Here is a 17,651-nt window from a genome sequence, read left to right as displayed (position 1 = left end):
ATGGAGGATTACCCAAGTCCGGCTGAAGGGAACGGTCTTGAAAACCGTCAGGCGTGTAAAAGCGTGCGTGGGTTCGAATCCCACATCCTCCTTTAGAATAACGCGGGATGGAGCAGCTCGGTAGCTCGTCGGGCTCATAACCCGAAGGTCGTAGGTTCAAATCCTGCTCCCGCAATTTGGCTCGGTAGCTCAGTTGGTAGAGCAATGGATTGAAGCTCCATGTGTCGGCGGTTCGATTCCGTCTCGCGCCATATTTTGTTGATAAGCGGGTGTAGTTTAGTGGTAAAACTACAGCCTTCCAAGCTGTTGTCGCGAGTTCGATTCTCGTCACCCGCTTTGAACATTGGTTCATATTGCCAAGCAGATATGCTTGGGCGCGTAGCTCAGGTGGTTAGAGCGCACGCCTGATAAGCGTGAGGTCGGTGGTTCGAGTCCACTCGTGCCCATTTTTATAATAATGGAGAATTACTCAAGAGGCTGAAGAGGACGGTTTGCTAAATCGTTAGGTCGGGTAACTGGCGCAAGGGTTCGAATCCCTTATTCTCCGTAATTTGAACGAGTTTATCTTTATAGAGGTAGCTCGTTTTGTTTTACGAATAGATAGTTGGAAGTGGTGTGTCGATGAAACGTGTGAGATGGTCCCGATTGCTGGTTGCAGTGTTAATTTCAATAGTATCCTGTGTTGCGATACTTTTTTTTATATCGAAAATCAACAAAAAAGTGCTGCCGGTTTTTAATCCTGTGAGAGAAGTAATGGCTTCTGTTGATCAAGTGATTCTTTCTCCTTTTACAGGAGTGGTTCACTTGAATAAGGATATTGAGGATTTAATCGGGGCTTATCAAGAAAATCAAGACTTGAAAAAAACCTTATCTGGCTTAAATTCCCAAAAAGCTAAACTCGATAGTTTGGAAGCAGAAAATAAAGCCTTGAAAGAAACACTAGACTTAAAAACGCGTTATGCTAGTTTATCTTCTGTTGCTGGAGAAGTAACTTTGAGGCAGTCAGCCTTATGGTTGGATCGTTTAACAATCAACGTTGGGCGTTCAAAGGGAATTGAAAAAGGGATGTTAGTCTTATCCAATCAAGGGTTAATAGGTCAGATTAGTCTTGTCAATGAAAATAGTAGTCAAGTGACCCTTTTGACCAATCAAGAGAAGAAATTAGCTATTCCAGTAAAGATTGAATCGGAAGGACGTATTATTTACGGATCTCTATCGTCTTACGATGAGGAGAAAGAGGCTTTTGTTATTACAGAGTTAAATAGTTCGGAAGAGATTAAGGAAAAAGCAACGGTGAAAACCAGTGGTCTTGATGGAGATACAGCAGCCAATGTTGAAATTGGTCAAGTTGAGGCAGTCGAGGATAAAGGTGGTTTGTTAAATCGAAAGGTTTATGTTAAGCCTTTGGCGGACTTTACCTCTATTCAATACGTTTTGGTGTTAGGAAAGTAGAGAGATGTGGATTAAAAATAAATGGTTACATGCTGCTGTTTTACTGATTTTATTGATTGGTGATGCCCATTTGTCTTCTTTTTTTAGCCGCCTTGTTCACTTGAATTACCGTTTCGTGGTCTATCTGTTGTTGATGGTTTGGCTGTATGATATGAAATACTTTTCTTTCAAGAGCGTTATTGTGACTTATACCTTACTGGGATTACTATATGATATTTATTATTTGAACCATTTAGGTGTTTTGAGTTTCCTATTTCCAATGGTTTCGATTTTGGCAAAGCTAAGCCCTTTAAGAGGGGTTAGGTATAATCTTTACTCGACCACCCTATTGCTTATATTGACCAACTTTTTCTTTGAACTAGGACTATATGGCTTGGCTTGGTATTATCAGTTAACCCTCTATCCTTTCTTTGCTTTTATTACCTATGAGGTATTTCCTAGTTTATTATTGAATAGCTTCTTTTATCTGTGTTTCTATCGTTTCTTATCTCAATCTTATGAAAAGAGGATTACTTAGTTTTATCACGGAAGTGTAATAGTAGCGTAACATAGGATTGGAAATTTTTTGCTATAATAGTAGGTGTCTTATCAAAGAAAGTGAGAGTAATTTTAACATGAAAAAACGTATTTTATCAGCTGTATTAGTAAGTGGGGTGACCTTAACAGCGGCAACTGCTGTGGCTCATGCCGATGATTTTGATTCAAAAATCACTATCCAAGATAACTTGATTGCTAATTTGGCTAGCCAACAAGCGCTTGTTCAAGATCAAGCAGCAAATGTTCAATCTCAATTGTTGAGTCTTCAATCAGAGCAAGAACGTTTGACTTCTGAGACAGAACGTCTTCAAGAAGAGTCTGCGACCTTGACAAAGCAAATCCAAGACTTGTCTAACAAGATTGTTGCTCGTAATGCTTCTCTTAAACAACAAGCACGTAGTGCACAAAAGAAGAATACTGCAACCAACTATATCAACACGATTCTTAATTCAAAATCAATTTCAGAAGCGATCAACCGCATCGTAGCAATCCGCGAAATTGTTGTGGCAAATGACAACATGTTGGCCCAACAAAAAGCTGATAAAGAAGAACTTGAAGCAAAACAAGCTGAAAATGAAGCAGCTAAAGCAACAGTTGCTGAAAACCAAGCAGCGATTGAAGAAAATGCAGCTGTGTTAGCTAGCCATCAAGAAGAATTGGCAGCAGCCCAAGCTAGCCTTTCTGATGAAATGGCATCTGCTCAAGCTCAAAGAGATGCTCTTGCTTCCCAAAAAGCAGCAGCAGAGCAAGCAGCGGCAGAAGCAGCTGCAGCAGCACAAAGGCAAGCAGCGGCAGAACAAGAAGCAGCTAAGAAAGCTCTTGAAGCAGCTGCAACACCGGAAGCAGCAACTCCTGCGGTTACAACAGAACCTCAAGCAACAAAAGAAATGTTGGAGCGTCCAGTTGATACCGTAGAAGCAGCAACTCAAGCTGAAACAAGTGTTGCTCAAGAAGTGACTCCAGCATCAGAACCAGTTGTTGCTGAAAGTGTAGCTCAACCAGCAGCAGAGCCTGTTGTGGCAGAATCCGTTGCTGAGCCAGTTGTTACAGAGACTGTTGCACAACCTGCAGCCCAAGCAGCGCCACAAGTTTATGATACCAACAATACCTACCCAGTTGGTCAATGTACATGGGGTGTTAAAGCCTTGGCATCTTGGGTTGGTAACTATTGGGGAAATGCTAACCAATGGATTGCCAGTGCACAAGCTGCTGGTCATTCAGTAGGGACAACACCAGTTGTTGGTGCTGTTGCAGTATGGCCTTATGATGGTGGTGGCTATGGCCACGTCGCTTATGTGACAGCCGTAAACAGTTCAACTAGCATCCAAGTTATGGAATCAAACTACAATGGTATTCAATCTATCGGTAACTACCGTGGAGACTTCAATCCAACCAACCCAATCTGGGGTGGCGGTACAGTAATGTACATTTATCCATAAGATATGAGAGAAAGATAGGGTTTCCCTATCTTTTTTGCTTCTTTCACAAAGATTGTTTGAAAAAAACCTAAAAAAGGGTTAGAATAGTAAGTGAAGAAAACTTTGGAGGAAATCATGTCTTATTCTAATTTAAAATTATTTGCGCTGTCGTCAAATAAGGAGTTGGCGGAGAAAGTGGCAGAGAAAATCGGCATTGAACTGGGAAAATCAACGGTTCGCCAATTTTCAGATGGAGAGTTGCAGGTTAATATTGAGGAATCCATTCGCGGTAGTCATGTGTTTATCTTGCAATCAACCAGTTCGCCAGTTAATGATAATCTCATGGAAATCTTAATCATGGTGGATGCCTTGAAGCGTGCTAGTGCTGAAAGCGTTAGTGTGGTGATGCCTTATTATGGTTATGCAAGACAAGATAGAAAAGCGCGTTCTCGTGAGCCGATTACTTCAAAGTTGGTAGCAAATATGTTACAAGTAGCAGGTGTGGATCGTTTAGTCACAGTTGATTTGCACGCAGCTCAAATCCAAGGTTTCTTTGATATTCCAGTGGATCACTTGATGGGGGCTCCTTTGATTGCGGATTATTTTGTGCGTCGTGGCATGATGGGAGATGGTTATGTCGTAGTCAGTCCTGACCATGGTGGCGTGACGCGTGCGAGAAAGTTAGCGCAATTTTTAAAGACACCGATCGCCATTATCGACAAGCGTCGTAGTGTGGACAAGATGAATACCAGTGAGGTCATGAACATTATCGGAAATGTGGAAGGCAAGACCTGTATTTTGATTGATGACATGATTGATACAGCTGGAACGATCGCTCATGCTGCGGATGCTTTAGCAGAAGCAGGTGCGGTTAAGGTGTATGCGTCCTGTACCCACCCTGTTTTGTCGGGGCCTGCTTTGGATAATATTCACAATTCAGCCATTGAGAAGTTGGTGGTGCTTGATACCATTTATCTTCCAGAGGAGCGTTTGATTGAGGAAATCGAGCAAATCTCGATTGCGGACTTGATTGCAGAGGCGATTATCCGTATTCATGAAAAACGCCCACTCTCTCCTTTGTTTGAGTTGGCTGAAGCCAAATAGAGAAGTTAAGTAAGGCGAATTTGCCTTACTTTTTGTGATAATAAGACGATGAAAACAGTTGAAACGAGGGGGTTGGTCCTCTATAACCAAAATTTTAGAGAGAGTGATAAATTAGTTAAGATTTTTACTGAAAAAGCAGGGAAACGCATGTTTTTTGTCAAGCAGGCCAAGCAAAACAAATTGACACCGGTCATTCAACCCTTGGTGGGGGCGGATTTTATTGTTACCTTGAATGAAGATGGCTTGTCCTATATTCAAGATTATAGGGAGGTTCAGGTTTTTCCGAACATTAATCAGGATTTGTTTTGTCTTGCTTATGCGACTTATGTTTGTGCGCTTTCGGATGCCGCTATAACGGACAGGGTCAATGATCCTCATCTTTTTCAATTTGTGGTTAAGACCTTGGAATTGATGGAAGAAGGGCTGGACTATGAGGTGCTCACCTTGATTTTTGAGGTACAGATTTTGGAACGTTTTGGGGTGAGTTTGAATTTTCATGAGTGCGCTGTGTGCCATAGGACCGATCAAGCTTTTGATTTTTCCTTTCAGTACTCAGGAGTGCTATGTCCTAGTCATTATGACCAAGATCCAAGACGCAGCCATCTCCATCCCAATAGTGTGTATTTATTAAATCGCTTTAAGGAAGTGCGCTATCAGGAGTTGAGTTCCATTCGCTTAAATGAGGGCTTAAAAGCAGAGTTGCGTACCTTTATGGATGGGATGTATGATTATTATGTCGGTATTGAGCTAAAGAGTAAGCGGTTTATTCAAAGTCTCAAAGATTGGGGCGAGGTGCTGAAAACACCTGAAGATAAGTAAAGGCTAAGCCTTAATTAAGAGATGGTTAAGAATTGGATAAAAGATAGCTAAGGTCTTTCTGGTAAACTGGTTTTAGTAAAAAATAAGACTTGTATTAAAGGAGAGACTTATGAAACAAACACCCAAATCATACCCATCAGATGCTTTTCGGAAGTTTTCCATCCGTAAAGTGGGTTCTGTTGTTGGTTCGGTCGTAATCGCCAGTGGTTTTTTGGTTCTTTTGAATAGCCCAGTTGCTCAAGCGAACGAAATGACGGCTGCTGACTCAACTGCTATGATGCAACAAGAAACGCAACCGACTTCTGATACTTCTATGACGACAACTGCTTCAGCTATGGAACCTCAAGCGACACCGATGACCAGTGAGAGCGCTGTTCAGCAAGCGGTAGCGGATGGGGTCAAAGCGGAAACGACAGTCCCATCAGAGTATTTGGCTAATGCGCAATATCCTGGCCCTTTTACAGCTGGGGTCAACCAAGTGATTCCTTATCACGCCTTTGGTGGGGATGGGATGCTGACGCGTCTTCTTCTCAAAGATAGTGATCAAGCGCCTTGGTCAGATAACGGCAAGGATCAAAACGCACCACTACTTCCTGTGGAAGGCTTGAGTAAGGGAGATTATTTCTACCAAGTCGCTCTAGACGGTAATGCAGCAGGTAAGGAAGATCAAGCTCTCTTGGATCAACTAAGAGCAAATGGAACCAAGGATTATCAAGCAACTGTGCTAGTTTATGGTCAAAAAGGTGGTCAGGCTGATCTCAATCATGTGGTCGCAAATCGGGCGGTAGTCCTACATATACAAGGAGTGACTCAACCAGAAGCTATTGAAAATGGTGTAGCCACTAACGTGAAAGACCAAATCGATGTTCCCGCCGCTTATCTTGAGCAGGCACAGGTCCCTGGACCTTTCCTAGCTGGTGTGGATAGTGTTATCCCTTATGAATTCTTCGGTGGCGATGGCATGTTGACGCGCCTGCTTCTTAAATCTAGTGACAAGGCGCCATGGTCAGACAATGGTAGCGACCACAATGCGGCACTTGAATCAGTGGCTGGTTTGACCAAGGGTCAATATTTCTACCAAGTGAAGCTAGCCGGTCTTGAAGGCTTGATGGGTCAAGACTACCTCAACCAACTTCGCAACAACGGTACTATGGACTATGATGCGACCATCGAGGTTTATGGTAATAAAGATGGTAAAGCTGATACATCGCATGTTGTGGCTAGCCGCATGGTGAAGGTGCATTTCAATGGTTTGACTTCACCAGCTGCTATTGAAAATGGTGTAGCCACTAACGTGAAAGACCAAATCGATGTTCCCGCCGCTTACCTTGAGGAGGCACAGGTCTCAGGTCCTTTCCTAGCTGGTGTGGATAGTGTTATCCCTTATGAATTCTTCGGTGGCGATGGCATGTTGACGCGCCTGCTTCTCAAATCCAGTGACAAGGCGCCATGGTCAGACAATGGTAGCGACCACAATGCGGCACTTGAACCTGTGGCAGGTTTGACCAAGGGCCAATATTTCTACCAAGTGAAGCTGGCCGGTCTTGAAGGCTTGATGGGTCAAGACTACCTCAATCAGCTTCGCAATAATGGTAGCATGGACTATGATGCGACCATCGAAGTTTATGGCAATAAAGATGGTAAAGCTGATACATCACATGTTGTGGCTAGCCGCATGGTGAAGGTGCATATAAACGGTAAAGAACATGCTGTGGGACAAGCCTTGACCATGGAAAAACCAAAATTTGACCTTGGTTCATTAAAAGACATGTCAGAAAAGCATCATCACATGATGATGTCAGAGCAACCACAAAAAATGATGCTTGATAAAATGCCAATGGAACGCCATCACATGATGGCAGCTCATCACGATCAGATGATGAAGCATCAAGAGATGAAGATGCTCCCTCAAACAGGTGATAAATCATCGGCTACGAGCGTCTTTGGTGTACTGGCACTGGGATTGGCAGGCTTGTTTGGATTCTCCTCTAGCGTTAAGGCTTCTCGCAAGGACTAATCGACTTCATCATTTCTTCCTTTTCGTACACAGATGAACACTAAAACGTTTTCTCTTTAGTTGAAACCCTGTCCTTGTCGTGATATACTAGACCAATAAAAGAGTCTCAAATAGGTCCTCAGTGCCATGTCGGTCATATACCCCCGTAATGAGATTATGGGGGTATATTTGTTCTAATAGAAAAAGGGGAGGGAAAAAGATAATGGGAAAGACGATTTTACTGGTCGATGATGAAATCGAAATCACAGAGATTAACCGCAGGTATTTGCTTCAAGAAGGGTATAGTGTTTTGGTGGCTAGTAATGGTCAAGAAGCCTTGAAGTTGTTTAAGGAGCAGGTGGTTGACTTAATCATTACAGACATCATGATGCCTGTAATGGATGGTTATGATCTCATGAGTGAGGTGCAAAGCCTTGAGCCAGATCAACCGTTTTTGTTTATCACGGCAAAAACGACAGAGCCAGATAAGATTTACTCGCTCAGCATGGGGGCAGATGACTATATCACCAAGCCCTTTAGCCCTAGAGAGTTGGTGTTACGGGTCAATAATATTTTGCGTCGTATTCATCGCCATCAAAAGGTACTAGATAGCCTACGTCTAGGAGATTTGCAGATGGACCGCTCTAGTCGGGCGGTATGTGTGGGAGAACAGGTCCTCGAGTTGACCAATAAGGAGTTTGATTTGCTCTGGCTTTTGGCAAGTCATCCAACGCGTGTCTTTTCAAAAACGGAGCTATATGAGCGGGTTTGGCAAGAGGACTACATGGATGATACCAATACGCTCAATGTGCATATTCATGGTTTGAGAGCAGCTCTGACGAAGTACCGTTCGGATCAAACCCCGACGATTAAGACCGTCTGGGGTCTCGGCTATAAGATGGAAGAATAAAGAATGAAGTTAAAGTATATAATCTTGATGGGACACTTGGTGTCGGCTTGTTTGACGATTTGTCTGGTCTTTTGGGCGGTTCATCGAATGTTGTTGCTAGAAACTGGTGGGCGCGTGGTGATTCTCATCACGATTTTAGCCAGTCTTTTGGGTGCTTTGGTGAATCTGTTCTTGCTTAAGAATGTTTTTCGCTCCTTAAAGGTCATTCAAAACTTGATTGAAAATATTCCCGATAAAAAGTTTGAAACGGTGGATCAGATTAGAACGCCGATTGAATTTCGAGAATTTGCCAAGGCTTATAATAAGATGGCGGTGGATTTGAAATCGACTTTCACGTCCTTAGAAGAAAGTGAGCGGGAGAAAAATATTATGATTGCCCAGCTCTCTCATGACATTAAAACGCCCATTACCTCTATTCAAGCAACGGTGGAAGGGATCATTGATGGGGTGATTGTCGAAGATGAGGAACACCACTATCTCAAGACTATTAGTCGGCAGACCAACCGCCTCAATAAACTGGTTGAGGAGCTGAATTATCTGACCATCAACACCATGGAAGATCGGGCGGATGAGACGCAGGAAGTCATTTTTTTGGATCGATTATTGATTCAACTCATGTCCGAGTTTCAGGTCTTGATTGAAAAAGAACACCGAGATGTGCATATTCAAATTGAGCCAGAATCGGCTAAAATTGTAACCAACTATCATAAACTCTTGCGCATCATGCTCAATCTCGTTAACAATGCGTTTAAGTATTCCGATCCAGGGACTAAGCTGGATATTAGGGCGATTGAAAAAAGCAATCAGCTGGTCATCACGGTGGCAGATGAAGGGCAGGGCATTAAACCTGAAGACTTGGATCAGATTTTCAAGTGCCTCTACCGTGTGGAGTCGTCACGCAATATGACAACTGGTGGGCATGGCTTAGGGCTTTATATCGCCAAGGAGCTGGCTCAACAGTTAGGGGGAGATATTACGGTTAAAAGTCGCTATGGTGAAGGGAGTAGCTTTTCCTTGATCCTTCCCTTGGAACCCTAGGAGTTTAAAATAATTGAAAGGAGGGCTTTGCCCTCCTTTTTGGTTCTAAGAGGTGAAAAAAGAAGGAAATCGTGCTATAATAGGGCAAATATCGTCTTGCTAGTCTGTTTTTATGCCTTTGGTTGTGCCTTTTGCCTAACTTTAGTGGGGGCTGTAAGGATGCGATCTTCTCCTAAAAGCAGATGGCAAGGACTAAAAAGGACGAGGAGAATTGAGATGAAACGGATTGCAATCGATGCGATGGGAGGAGACCATGCGCCTAAGGCGGTGATTGAAGGGGTCAACCGTGCCCTAGCGGAGTTTTCAGATATTACTATTCAGCTATATGGAGATGAGGAGAAGATTCGCCCTTACTTAGAAGCGAATGAGCGTGTGACGATTCATCATACCAAGGAAAAGATTGATTCAGATGATGAGCCAGCCAAAGCCATTCGCAGGAAAAAAGAAGCCAGCATGGTTTTAGCTGCCCAAGCGGTTAAAAATGGTGAGGCAGATGCCGTGCTTTCGGCTGGAAACACGGGTGCTCTTCTGGCTGCTGGTCTATTTATCGTGGGTCGCATCAAAGGAGTGGAGCGTCCTGGCCTGCTTTCCACCCTTCCAACGGTTGATGCAAGAGGGTTTGATATGCTGGATTTGGGTGCCAATGCGGAAAATACCGCCAAACACCTCCATCAGTATGCCATCTTGGGATCTTTCTATGCTAAAACCGTGCGTCAGATTGAACGCCCGCGTGTGGGACTTTTGAATAATGGAACAGAAAAAACCAAGGGCGACCCTCTCAGAAAAGAAGTCTATGACTTGCTAGAAGCAGATGAGCGTATTTATTTTGTAGGCAATGTCGAATCGCGCGATCTCATGGCTGGGGTGGCCGATGTGGTGGTGACCGACGGCTTTACTGGAAATGCTGTCCTAAAGGCGATCGAGGGAACAGCAAGTAGTTTGATGGGGCAAGTCAAAACAGCTCTCCTGTCAGGAGGTGCTTTGTCCAAGTTAGGTGCTTTTCTCCTAAAAGACAATCTCACCGCTCTCAAACAACAACTAGACTACACCAGTGCAGGAGGTGCTGTCCTCTTTGGGGTCAAGGCCCCTGTTGTCAAGGCGCACGGTTCTAGTGACGCTAGAAGCATTTACTACACCATCAAACAAACCAGAACCATGTTGGATAAAGGAACGGTCGCGCAGTTGGTAGATGCCTTTGCTGAAGGGGAATAAGAGATGGAAAAAGCAGCATTACGCCAGCAGTTGCTAAAAACTCTAAAAGAGCAGGACGCAGCCATCAAACGAGCGCGTGATTTGAGTTTGTATGAACAGTTGGTGCAAGAGCCCTTTTATCAAGAGGCGCGCGTGGTGGCAACCTACCTGCCCTTTCCTTTTGAATACCAAACAAAGTATCTCTTAGAACAGGCCCAAAAAGATGGCAAGATAGTTGTTATCCCCAAGGTTCTTTCTAAGGGGCAAATGGGCTTTTTCCCTTATGTGGAAGGAGATGTGGTGCGTTCTTCCTTTGGTATTTTAGAGCCGCGCTCAGACGAGGAAGTGGAGAAATCTGCCATTGATCTGATCCATGTGCCCTTGCTTGGAATCAATGACAAGAATTTTAGAATCGGCTTTGGTGGTGGCTTTTATGACCGTTATTTAGCAGATTATCGAGGCATGACGGTTTCGACCATCTATCCTTTTCAGCTTGTTTCTTTTGAAGAGGAGAGCTATGACATGGCAATTAGAAAGGTACTCATCAGTGATTAAAGAGTTGAAACAATACCCAGCCACGCGTTTTTTATTGGGCTTGACCATCCTCATCTTTTTCTTGATGCAGGTGACTTATCTTGGACAAGCGACATCAGCACAGGTTGTCTATCAATTTGGTGGCATGTATGGTTTGGCGGTAAAGGCTATGCCAGATCAGTTGTGGCGCTTGATTACCCCGATTTTCGTTCATATCGGCTGGGAGCATTTTTTATTGAATAGTGCCACGCTTTACTTTTTGGGGCGTTTAGCTGAGCCGATTTGGGGCTCGGCTCGCTTCTTGGGGCTCTACCTCCTTGCAGGTATCTTTGGTAATCTCATGACCCTTCTGTTCACCCCTGATGTGGTGGCGGCTGGCGCATCAACGTCTTTGTTTGGTGTCTTAGCGGCTTTGGTGGTGCTGGGTTATCATTCTAAAAATCCATATTTGCAACAGCTCGGCAGGACTTATCAAGCCTTTTTGGTCATGAATCTCTTGTTTAACCTCTTTATGCCCAATGTCAGCCTAGCAGGGCATCTGGGTGGCTTAGTTGGTGGTGGGCTTGTGGCTTTATTTTTGCCCAATAAAGCTGTCCCATTTTCTCCTAGAGATCGCCTTTTAGGGTTGGTGGGTTATGTAGGTCTGTCGCTTCTATGCCTTTATCTGGCTTTTGGATGACAATTAAACATTAGCTCCTTGTGTGAGCTAATTTTTTTGTCTTTTTGAAACTAAAATCAGAGCAGGCTCCTCTTGTTGAAACCGATTTCAAAAAGAGGTATAATGAAGGAGCAAAAGGTTTTAGACAAAGGAGAAAAGATCATGACCATTTTAGCCATTGATATTGGCGGAACAGCCATCAAGTATGGTTTGATTAATGAAGAGGGGACCATCTTAGAAAAACATCAAATGCCGACAGAAGCTCATCTGGGAGGCCCTGCTATTTTGGCTAAGGTTTGCCAGTTGGTGGAAGACTATCAAGCAAAAGAAAACCTAAGAGGAGTGGCCCTATCCTCTGCTGGGATGGTGGATCCGATTAAGGGAGAGATTTTTTATTCTGGACCTCAAATCCCTGATTATGCTGGCACGCAGTTTAAGCGGGTCATCGAAGAAGGTTACGGTCTAGCTTGTGAGATTGAAAATGATGTCAACTGTGCTGGTCTGGCTGAGAGTGTTTCTGGCAGTAGTCAAGATGCACCTGTCGCCCTTTGTCTGACCATCGGCACAGGTATCGGGGGTTGTCTGACCATTGACCAAAAGATTTTTCACGGTGGCAGTTTCTCAGCTTGTGAAGTGGGTTATATCGCCCTAAAAGATGGGACTTTTCAAGATTTAGCTTCTACGACCGCCTTGGTTGCTGATGTAGCAAAGAGACACCAGGATCCTGTGGAGAAATGGGATGGCAAGCGCATTTTTGAAGAAGCCAAGGCTGGCAATCTCATTTGCCAAGAAGCGATTGCGCGTTTGGTGGATTATTTGGCTCAGGGCATTGCGACCATCTCTTATGTGGTCAACCCTAATATGGTGGTGCTAGGCGGTGGTATCATGGCGCAAAAAGATTATCTGAAAGAGCCTTTGACGGAGGCTTTGCAGCGTCATCTGCTTCCAAGTCTATGTGAGCGCTTGAGCTTAGCTTTTGCCCAACATGAAAATACAGCTGGAATGCTTGGAGCTTACTATCATTTTAAGTCCAAACATCCAAAAGAATGACAGCTTGTCAAAAACATCAGTAAGGAGAATATCATGATAGAAACCTTATCATTAGAGCAAATGCGGACCTATCTGGGAAGAGATAATCTACCAGAAGATATGGATGCCTTTTGGGAAAAGCAGTTAGAACAAGTGAAAAACCTTCCGTCTTATCAACTGGAGGAGCAGGACTTTCATCTAGGGGAGACCAGAGCTTATTGCTTGACCTTTTCTGGTGTCAACCAAGGGCAAGTCTTTACCAAGTGCCTGTTTCCAAAATCAAGTGATCCTGTGCCTGTTATTTTTCAGTTTCACGGTTATGGCATGCAGAGTCCTGCTTGGTCAGAGCTCTTAAAGTTTACCACAATGGGCTATGGAGTGGTGGCCATGGATGTCAGAGGGCAGGCAGGAAAATCTTTAGACCATGGTCAGTTTGATGGCTGGACGCTGAAAGGACAGGTCATCCGAGGTGCGACAATGGGACCGGAGCACCTCTTTTACAAGGATGTGTTCTTAGATGTTTATCAGTTAATCGAGCTAGTGGCAAGTTTTGACTGGGTCGATCAGGATCATCTCTTGTCTTACGGCTTTTCTCAAGGTGGAGCTCTAGCCCTCGTGGCGGCTGCTCTTTCTCCACGTATCAAAAAGGTAGTCAGTGTTTATCCGTTCTTGTCTGACTTTAGGCGGGTCATGGAGCTTGGCAATCACAGTGAGTCTTATGATGAACTTTTTCGGTATTTTAAGTATGTGGATCCTTTTAGGGAGACCGAGGACAAGGTCTTTGACACATTAGCTTATATTGATGTGAAAAACCTAGCTCACCGTATCCAAGCATCAGTCTATATGGTGACAGACTTAGAGGATAGGACTTGCCCGCCATCAACCCAGTTTGCCATTTATAACCGTTTGTTGGGTGAAAAGGATATGCTTGTCCTTCCTGATTACGGACATGAATCCTTGAGTACCAAGGTGCCAGACTATTTGTTTAATGTCTTGACAGGCAGTCAGATTAGACCTTAAAAAAGTAATAAAAGAAGCTGGATTCCAGCTTCTTTTATTAGTCTTTATTGTCTTCTTTTTCTAACTTTTTCCCCAGTTCGATGATATAGTGTTTGAGGTTGTCCTTGACCTGAGGATGTTTGAGGGCGTAGTCAATGGAGGTGGTCATAAAGCCAAACTTGTCTCCTACATCATAGCGGCTACCAGTAAAGACACGGGCAAAGACACGTTGGGTCTTGTTGAGGGTATCAATGGCATCGGTCAGCTGAATTTCTCCCCCTGCTCCTGGTTTTTGGGTTTCTAGGATGGTGAAAATCTCTGGCGTGAGCAGATAGCGACCAATGATGGCAAGGTCGCTCGGTGCATCTTCTGGCTTAGGTTTTTCCACAAAGGTTTCAACACTATATAGTCCATTGACCCCTTCACCTTGAGGGGCGATAACCCCATAAGCTGATACTTCTTCATGAGGGACAGGCATAACGGCGATGGTTGAGGCGTGGGTAGCCTCGTAGTCATTGATGAGTTGCTGGGTGAGTGGTGTAGCCTTGTCATCTGTGATGTCCATAAGATCATCACCCAGCATGACCACAAAGGGTTCATTCCCCACGAAAGCCTTGGCTTGTAGCACCGCATCTCCTAAGCCTCTGGGATGGCTTTGACGGATAAAGTGCAGGCTGATGCCGGTCGTTTCATCCACCAGTTTTAAGAGATCATTTTTCCCCTTTTCTTTGAGGTTATATTCCAACTCAAAGTTGGAGTCAAAGTGATCCTCAATAGAGCGCTTGGACTTTCCCGTTACGATGAGAATGTCTTCGATTCCTGATTTGAGGGCTTCTTCAACGATAAACTGGATGGTTGGTTTGTCAACGATAGGAAGCATTTCCTTAGCCAGTGCCTTGGTAGCAGGCAAGAAACGGGTGCCTAAACCAGCAGCTGGGATAACAGCTTTTCTAACTTTTTGCATCATAGTAACTCCTTTTTCTTAGTGCCACTCGTTTTCAGAGCGAACTTCATTGGACATCATTTCAAGGATGCCCTCTTTGAGATCAGCCCCCTCATAAATGACACGGTAGAGGGCAGTGGTGATGGGCATATAGACACCCAGTTCTTGGGCTAATTCGTAAGCAACCTTGGTAGTGGAAAGGCCTTCAATGACCATGCCCATATTGGCCTTGATGTCAGAGAGAGCTTGCCCTTGCCCCAGTGCGTAGCCCGCTCGCCAGTTTCTTGAGTGGATGGAGGTTCCCGTGACGATGAGGTCTCCCACACCAGACAGCCCACTATAAGTCAGAGGATTGGCACCGAGGGCGACTCCTAACCTTGTGATTTCAGCCAGACCACGGGTGATGATGGCTGCCTTGGCATTGTCCCCGTAGCCGAGTCCTTTTAGGATACCTGCTCCTACGGCAATGATGTTTTTCAAAGCGCCAGCCGTTTCAACACCGATGACATCCGTATTAGTATAAAGCCTAAAATACGAATTACTAAAGAGAGCTTGAGCGTATTTGGCAGCCTCTAGATCTTTTGAAGCGGCGGTAATCAAGGTGATGTCTTTTTTGATGGTCTCTTCGGCATGGCTAGGACCTGACACCACAACGATTTCACTACGCAAGTTGCTTGGGATTTCTTCTTCCAAAACCGTAGATAGGCGCGCGTGACTGCCCGGTTCTAGTCCTTTTGAGGCGTGCATGACATAGACGGGGTGGTCGAGACACTCAGCCACCTGCCTTGCGACCTCCCGCATAGCCTTGGTCGGAACGACAAATAAGATGCCATCCACACCGTCAAGGGCTGCTTTGATGTCTGTAAAACCTTTGATATCTGAATTGAGGTGAGTATCTTTGATATAGTGGTGGTTGGTGTGATGCGTGTTGATTTCTTCGATTTGTTTGGGGTCGTGTCCCCATAAGCGAACGTCATGTCCGTTGTCACTAAGGACTTGAGCTAGGGTCGATCCCCAAGAACCAGGTCCTAGGACGGCAATGTTTTGTTTAGACATTTGCTTCTCCTTTTCAAACGATTGTAACGGTTTCATTATATCATAATTTTACCAATAAGGCAGGATATAGTATAATAAAAATCAGAAACGAGGTAAGACATATGAACAAAATCAGAGGATTTGAATTAATTACAGCCTATAAAGGTAGAGAGGACTTATTGCCAAAGCGGGCTACCAAGCAAGCGGCTGGCTATGACCTAAAGGTAGCAAAAGATATGACTATCGCTCCTAAGGAGATCGTCCTTGTCCCTACTGGGCTAAAGAGCTACATGCAAGAAGGCGAGGTCTTGTACCTGTATGATCGTTCCTCTAATCCTAGAAAGAAAGGCCTGGTCTTAATCAATTCGGTTGGGGTGATTGACGCTGACTATTATAATAACCCTAATAACGAGGGACATATCTATGCTCAAATGCAAAATATCACGCAAGAACCGGTGACCCTTGTAGCAGGCGAGCGCTTGGTACAGGCTGTCTTTGCTCCTTTTTTACTAGCAGATGGGGACGAGGCATCAGGTGAGCGCTTGGGCGGTTTTGGATCGACCGGACACTAAAGTAAAGGAGAATTATGGCTAAAAAGAAAAAATCCACCTTTATCTGTCAAGAATGTGGTTACCATTCGCCCAAATATTTGGGACGCTGTCCCAACTGTTCTTCTTGGTCCTCTTTTGTAGAAGAAGTTGAGGTCGAAGAGGTCAAGCATGCCCGCGTTTCTTTAACGGGTGAAAAGACTCGTCCTATGAAACTTCATGAGGTCGAAGCGCTAGATGTGGCAAGAACCAAGACGCAGATGGAAGAGTTTAACCGTGTTCTCGGAGGAGGGGTGGTGCCAGGGTCACTAGTCCTTATTGGAGGAGATCCAGGGATTGGAAAATCCACCCTTCTTCTCCAAGTTTCCACCCAACTGGCTGAAAAAGGCACGGTCTTATATGTTTCAGGAGAGGAATCTGCCCAGCAGATTAAGCTCAGAAGCGAACGCTTGGGTGAAGTGGATGACGAATTCTATCTCTATGCTGAGACCAATATGCAAAGTATCCGCCAAGAGATTGAGCAGATTAAGCCTGACTTTCTCATCATCGACTCCATCCAGACCATGATGAGTCCTGAAATTTCTGGGGTACAAGGCTCTGTCAGTCAGGTTAGAGATGTGACGGCTGAGCTGATGCAGCTGGCTAAGACCAACAATATTGCTATCTTTATCGTGGGGCATGTGACCAAAGAAGGTACGCTTGCTGGACCACGGATGCTAGAGCATATGGTGGATACGGTGCTTTATTTTGAAGGGGAGCGCCACCATACCTTTCGGATCTTGCGAGCGGTCAAAAATCGCTTTGGATCGACCAATGAAATCGGGATTTTTGAGATGCAGTCTAGTGGATTGGTTGAGGTGCAAAATCCCAGTCAGGTCTTTCTAGAAGAGCGCCTAGACGGGGCGACTGGGTCAGCCATTGTCGTCACTATGGAAGGCACCCGTCCCATCCTAGCTGAGGTTCAGGCCTTGGTGACACCGACCGTTTTTGGCAATGCCAAGCGTACAACGACAGGGCTTGATTTTAACCGAGTGAGTCTGATTATGGCAGTCTTAGAAAAGCGGTGTGGACTGTTATTGCAAAATCAGGATGCCTATCTCAAGTCAGCCGGTGGGGTTAGACTGGACGAGCCAGCCATTGACCTTTCTGTTGCAGTTGCTATTGCTTCAAGCTACAAGGAAGAACCGACCAATGCGCAAGAAGCCTTTATCGGAGAGATTGGCTTGACAGGAGAGATTAGGCGTGTGACCCGTATTGAGCAACGCATCAATGAGGCCTCAAAATTAGGCTTTACTCGCATTTATGCACCTAAAAATTCCCTACAAGGATTGAAGATTCCAAAAGGCATTGATGTGGTTGGTGTCGCGACCGTCGGAGAAGTTTTGAAGAAAGTTTTCGGTTAGGACTTGCTAAAAGTGCGCAGTCATGGTAAAATCATTG

General features: G+C 44.7%; 17 protein-coding genes and 6 tRNA genes. 21 read left to right on the top strand and 2 right to left on the bottom strand.

Annotation, left to right across the window (positions count from 1 at the left end):
• The first annotated feature begins 2 nt into the window (after positions 1 to 2).
• The 19 genes from ACZ49W_RS08090 to ACZ49W_RS08000 all read left to right on the top strand — a co-directional run bounded on the left by ACZ49W_RS08090 (position 3) and on the right by ACZ49W_RS08000 (position 13,706).
• Positions 3 to 92 (top strand) — tRNA-Ser (locus tag ACZ49W_RS08090).
• Between the two features lie 9 nt (positions 93 to 101).
• Positions 102 to 175: transfer RNA gene (locus tag ACZ49W_RS08085), tRNA-Met, on the top strand.
• Positions 176 to 178: 3 nt separating this feature from the next.
• Positions 179 to 251 (top strand) — tRNA-Phe (locus tag ACZ49W_RS08080).
• Positions 252 to 265: 14 nt separating this feature from the next.
• Positions 266 to 336: transfer RNA gene (locus ACZ49W_RS08075), tRNA-Gly, on the top strand.
• A 36-nt stretch (positions 337 to 372) separates the two neighbouring features.
• A tRNA-Ile gene (locus ACZ49W_RS08070) sits at positions 373 to 446 on the top strand.
• Positions 447 to 459: 13 nt separating this feature from the next.
• Positions 460 to 547 (top strand) — tRNA-Ser (locus ACZ49W_RS08065).
• Between the two features lie 74 nt (positions 548 to 621).
• Positions 622 to 1,452 carry a rod shape-determining protein MreC gene (gene mreC, locus ACZ49W_RS08060; RefSeq protein WP_464814789.1) on the top strand — a complete coding sequence of 277 codons (831 nt, stop codon included), beginning with the start codon at positions 622 to 624 and terminating at the stop codon, positions 1,450 to 1,452.
• Positions 1,453 to 1,456: 4 nt separating this feature from the next.
• Positions 1,457 to 1,969 (top strand): rod shape-determining protein MreD, encoded by a 513-nt coding sequence (mreD, locus tag ACZ49W_RS08055; protein WP_464814788.1) that lies wholly within the window; start codon positions 1,457 to 1,459, stop codon positions 1,967 to 1,969.
• A gap of 97 nt (positions 1,970 to 2,066) precedes the next feature.
• Complete coding sequence (locus ACZ49W_RS08050; protein WP_464814787.1) at positions 2,067 to 3,428, top strand: CHAP domain-containing protein; 1,362 nt, start codon at positions 2,067 to 2,069, stop codon at positions 3,426 to 3,428.
• A 114-nt stretch (positions 3,429 to 3,542) separates the two neighbouring features.
• Positions 3,543 to 4,511: a ribose-phosphate diphosphokinase gene (locus ACZ49W_RS08045; RefSeq protein ID WP_464814786.1), complete on the top strand. Its 969-nt coding sequence runs from the start codon at positions 3,543 to 3,545 to the stop codon at positions 4,509 to 4,511.
• Between the two features lie 48 nt (positions 4,512 to 4,559).
• Complete coding sequence (gene recO / locus ACZ49W_RS08040) at positions 4,560 to 5,330, top strand: DNA repair protein RecO (protein WP_464814785.1); 771 nt, start codon at positions 4,560 to 4,562, stop codon at positions 5,328 to 5,330.
• A 109-nt stretch (positions 5,331 to 5,439) separates the two neighbouring features.
• Positions 5,440 to 7,347 carry an SSURE domain-containing protein gene (locus ACZ49W_RS08035; RefSeq protein WP_464814784.1) on the top strand — a complete coding sequence of 636 codons (1,908 nt, stop codon included), beginning with the start codon at positions 5,440 to 5,442 and terminating at the stop codon, positions 7,345 to 7,347.
• Between the two features lie 202 nt (positions 7,348 to 7,549).
• Entirely contained in the window at positions 7,550 to 8,236 is a 687-nt protein-coding gene (locus tag ACZ49W_RS08030; RefSeq protein WP_464814783.1) for a response regulator transcription factor, read from the top strand.
• Between the two features lie 3 nt (positions 8,237 to 8,239).
• Complete coding sequence (locus ACZ49W_RS08025) at positions 8,240 to 9,274, top strand: sensor histidine kinase (RefSeq protein ID WP_464814782.1); 1,035 nt, start codon at positions 8,240 to 8,242, stop codon at positions 9,272 to 9,274.
• A 216-nt stretch (positions 9,275 to 9,490) separates the two neighbouring features.
• Entirely contained in the window at positions 9,491 to 10,486 is a 996-nt protein-coding gene (plsX, locus tag ACZ49W_RS08020) for a phosphate acyltransferase PlsX (protein ID WP_464814781.1), read from the top strand.
• A gap of 3 nt (positions 10,487 to 10,489) precedes the next feature.
• Positions 10,490 to 11,020 (top strand): 5-formyltetrahydrofolate cyclo-ligase, encoded by a 531-nt coding sequence (locus tag ACZ49W_RS08015; protein ID WP_464814780.1) that lies wholly within the window; start codon positions 10,490 to 10,492, stop codon positions 11,018 to 11,020.
• Positions 11,016 to 11,678: a rhomboid family intramembrane serine protease gene (locus ACZ49W_RS08010; protein WP_464814980.1), complete on the top strand. Its 663-nt coding sequence runs from the start codon at positions 11,016 to 11,018 to the stop codon at positions 11,676 to 11,678. The genes ACZ49W_RS08015 and ACZ49W_RS08010 overlap by 5 nt, the downstream gene beginning before the upstream one ends.
• 141 nt (positions 11,679 to 11,819) lie before the next feature.
• The gene (locus ACZ49W_RS08005) at positions 11,820 to 12,707 is read left to right on the top strand and encodes an ROK family protein (RefSeq protein WP_464814779.1); all 888 of its coding nucleotides are present in this window, start codon (positions 11,820 to 11,822) and stop codon (positions 12,705 to 12,707) included.
• Between the two features lie 33 nt (positions 12,708 to 12,740).
• Positions 12,741 to 13,706 (top strand): alpha/beta fold hydrolase, encoded by a 966-nt coding sequence (locus tag ACZ49W_RS08000; protein WP_464814778.1) that lies wholly within the window; start codon positions 12,741 to 12,743, stop codon positions 13,704 to 13,706.
• Positions 13,707 to 13,743: 37 nt separating this feature from the next.
• On the opposite strand, the gene galU is transcribed toward ACZ49W_RS08000, so the two are convergent.
• Together galU and ACZ49W_RS07990 are read right to left on the bottom strand one after the other, a co-directional pair.
• Positions 13,744 to 14,649: a UTP--glucose-1-phosphate uridylyltransferase GalU gene (gene galU, locus ACZ49W_RS07995; RefSeq protein WP_464814979.1), complete on the bottom strand. Its 906-nt coding sequence runs from the start codon at positions 14,647 to 14,649 to the stop codon at positions 13,744 to 13,746.
• A gap of 18 nt (positions 14,650 to 14,667) precedes the next feature.
• A complete protein-coding gene (locus ACZ49W_RS07990) occupies positions 14,668 to 15,684 on the bottom strand; it encodes an NAD(P)H-dependent glycerol-3-phosphate dehydrogenase (RefSeq protein WP_464814777.1) in 1,017 nt (338 codons plus the stop codon).
• Positions 15,685 to 15,785: 101 nt separating this feature from the next.
• On the opposite strand from ACZ49W_RS07990, the gene ACZ49W_RS07985 reads away from it, so the two are divergent.
• Positions 15,786 to 16,235: a dUTP diphosphatase gene (locus ACZ49W_RS07985; RefSeq protein ID WP_464814776.1), complete on the top strand. Its 450-nt coding sequence runs from the start codon at positions 15,786 to 15,788 to the stop codon at positions 16,233 to 16,235.
• Between the two features lie 14 nt (positions 16,236 to 16,249).
• Positions 16,250 to 17,614, top strand: a complete 1,365-nt coding sequence (radA, locus tag ACZ49W_RS07980; protein ID WP_464814775.1) for a DNA repair protein RadA — start codon at positions 16,250 to 16,252, stop codon at positions 17,612 to 17,614.
• The last annotated feature ends 37 nt before the right edge of the window (positions 17,615 to 17,651 follow it).

The organism is Streptococcus sp. STR1/CE/0325 (assembly GCF_055386095.1).
This window is presented reverse-complemented; position numbering and strand designations above follow the sequence as displayed.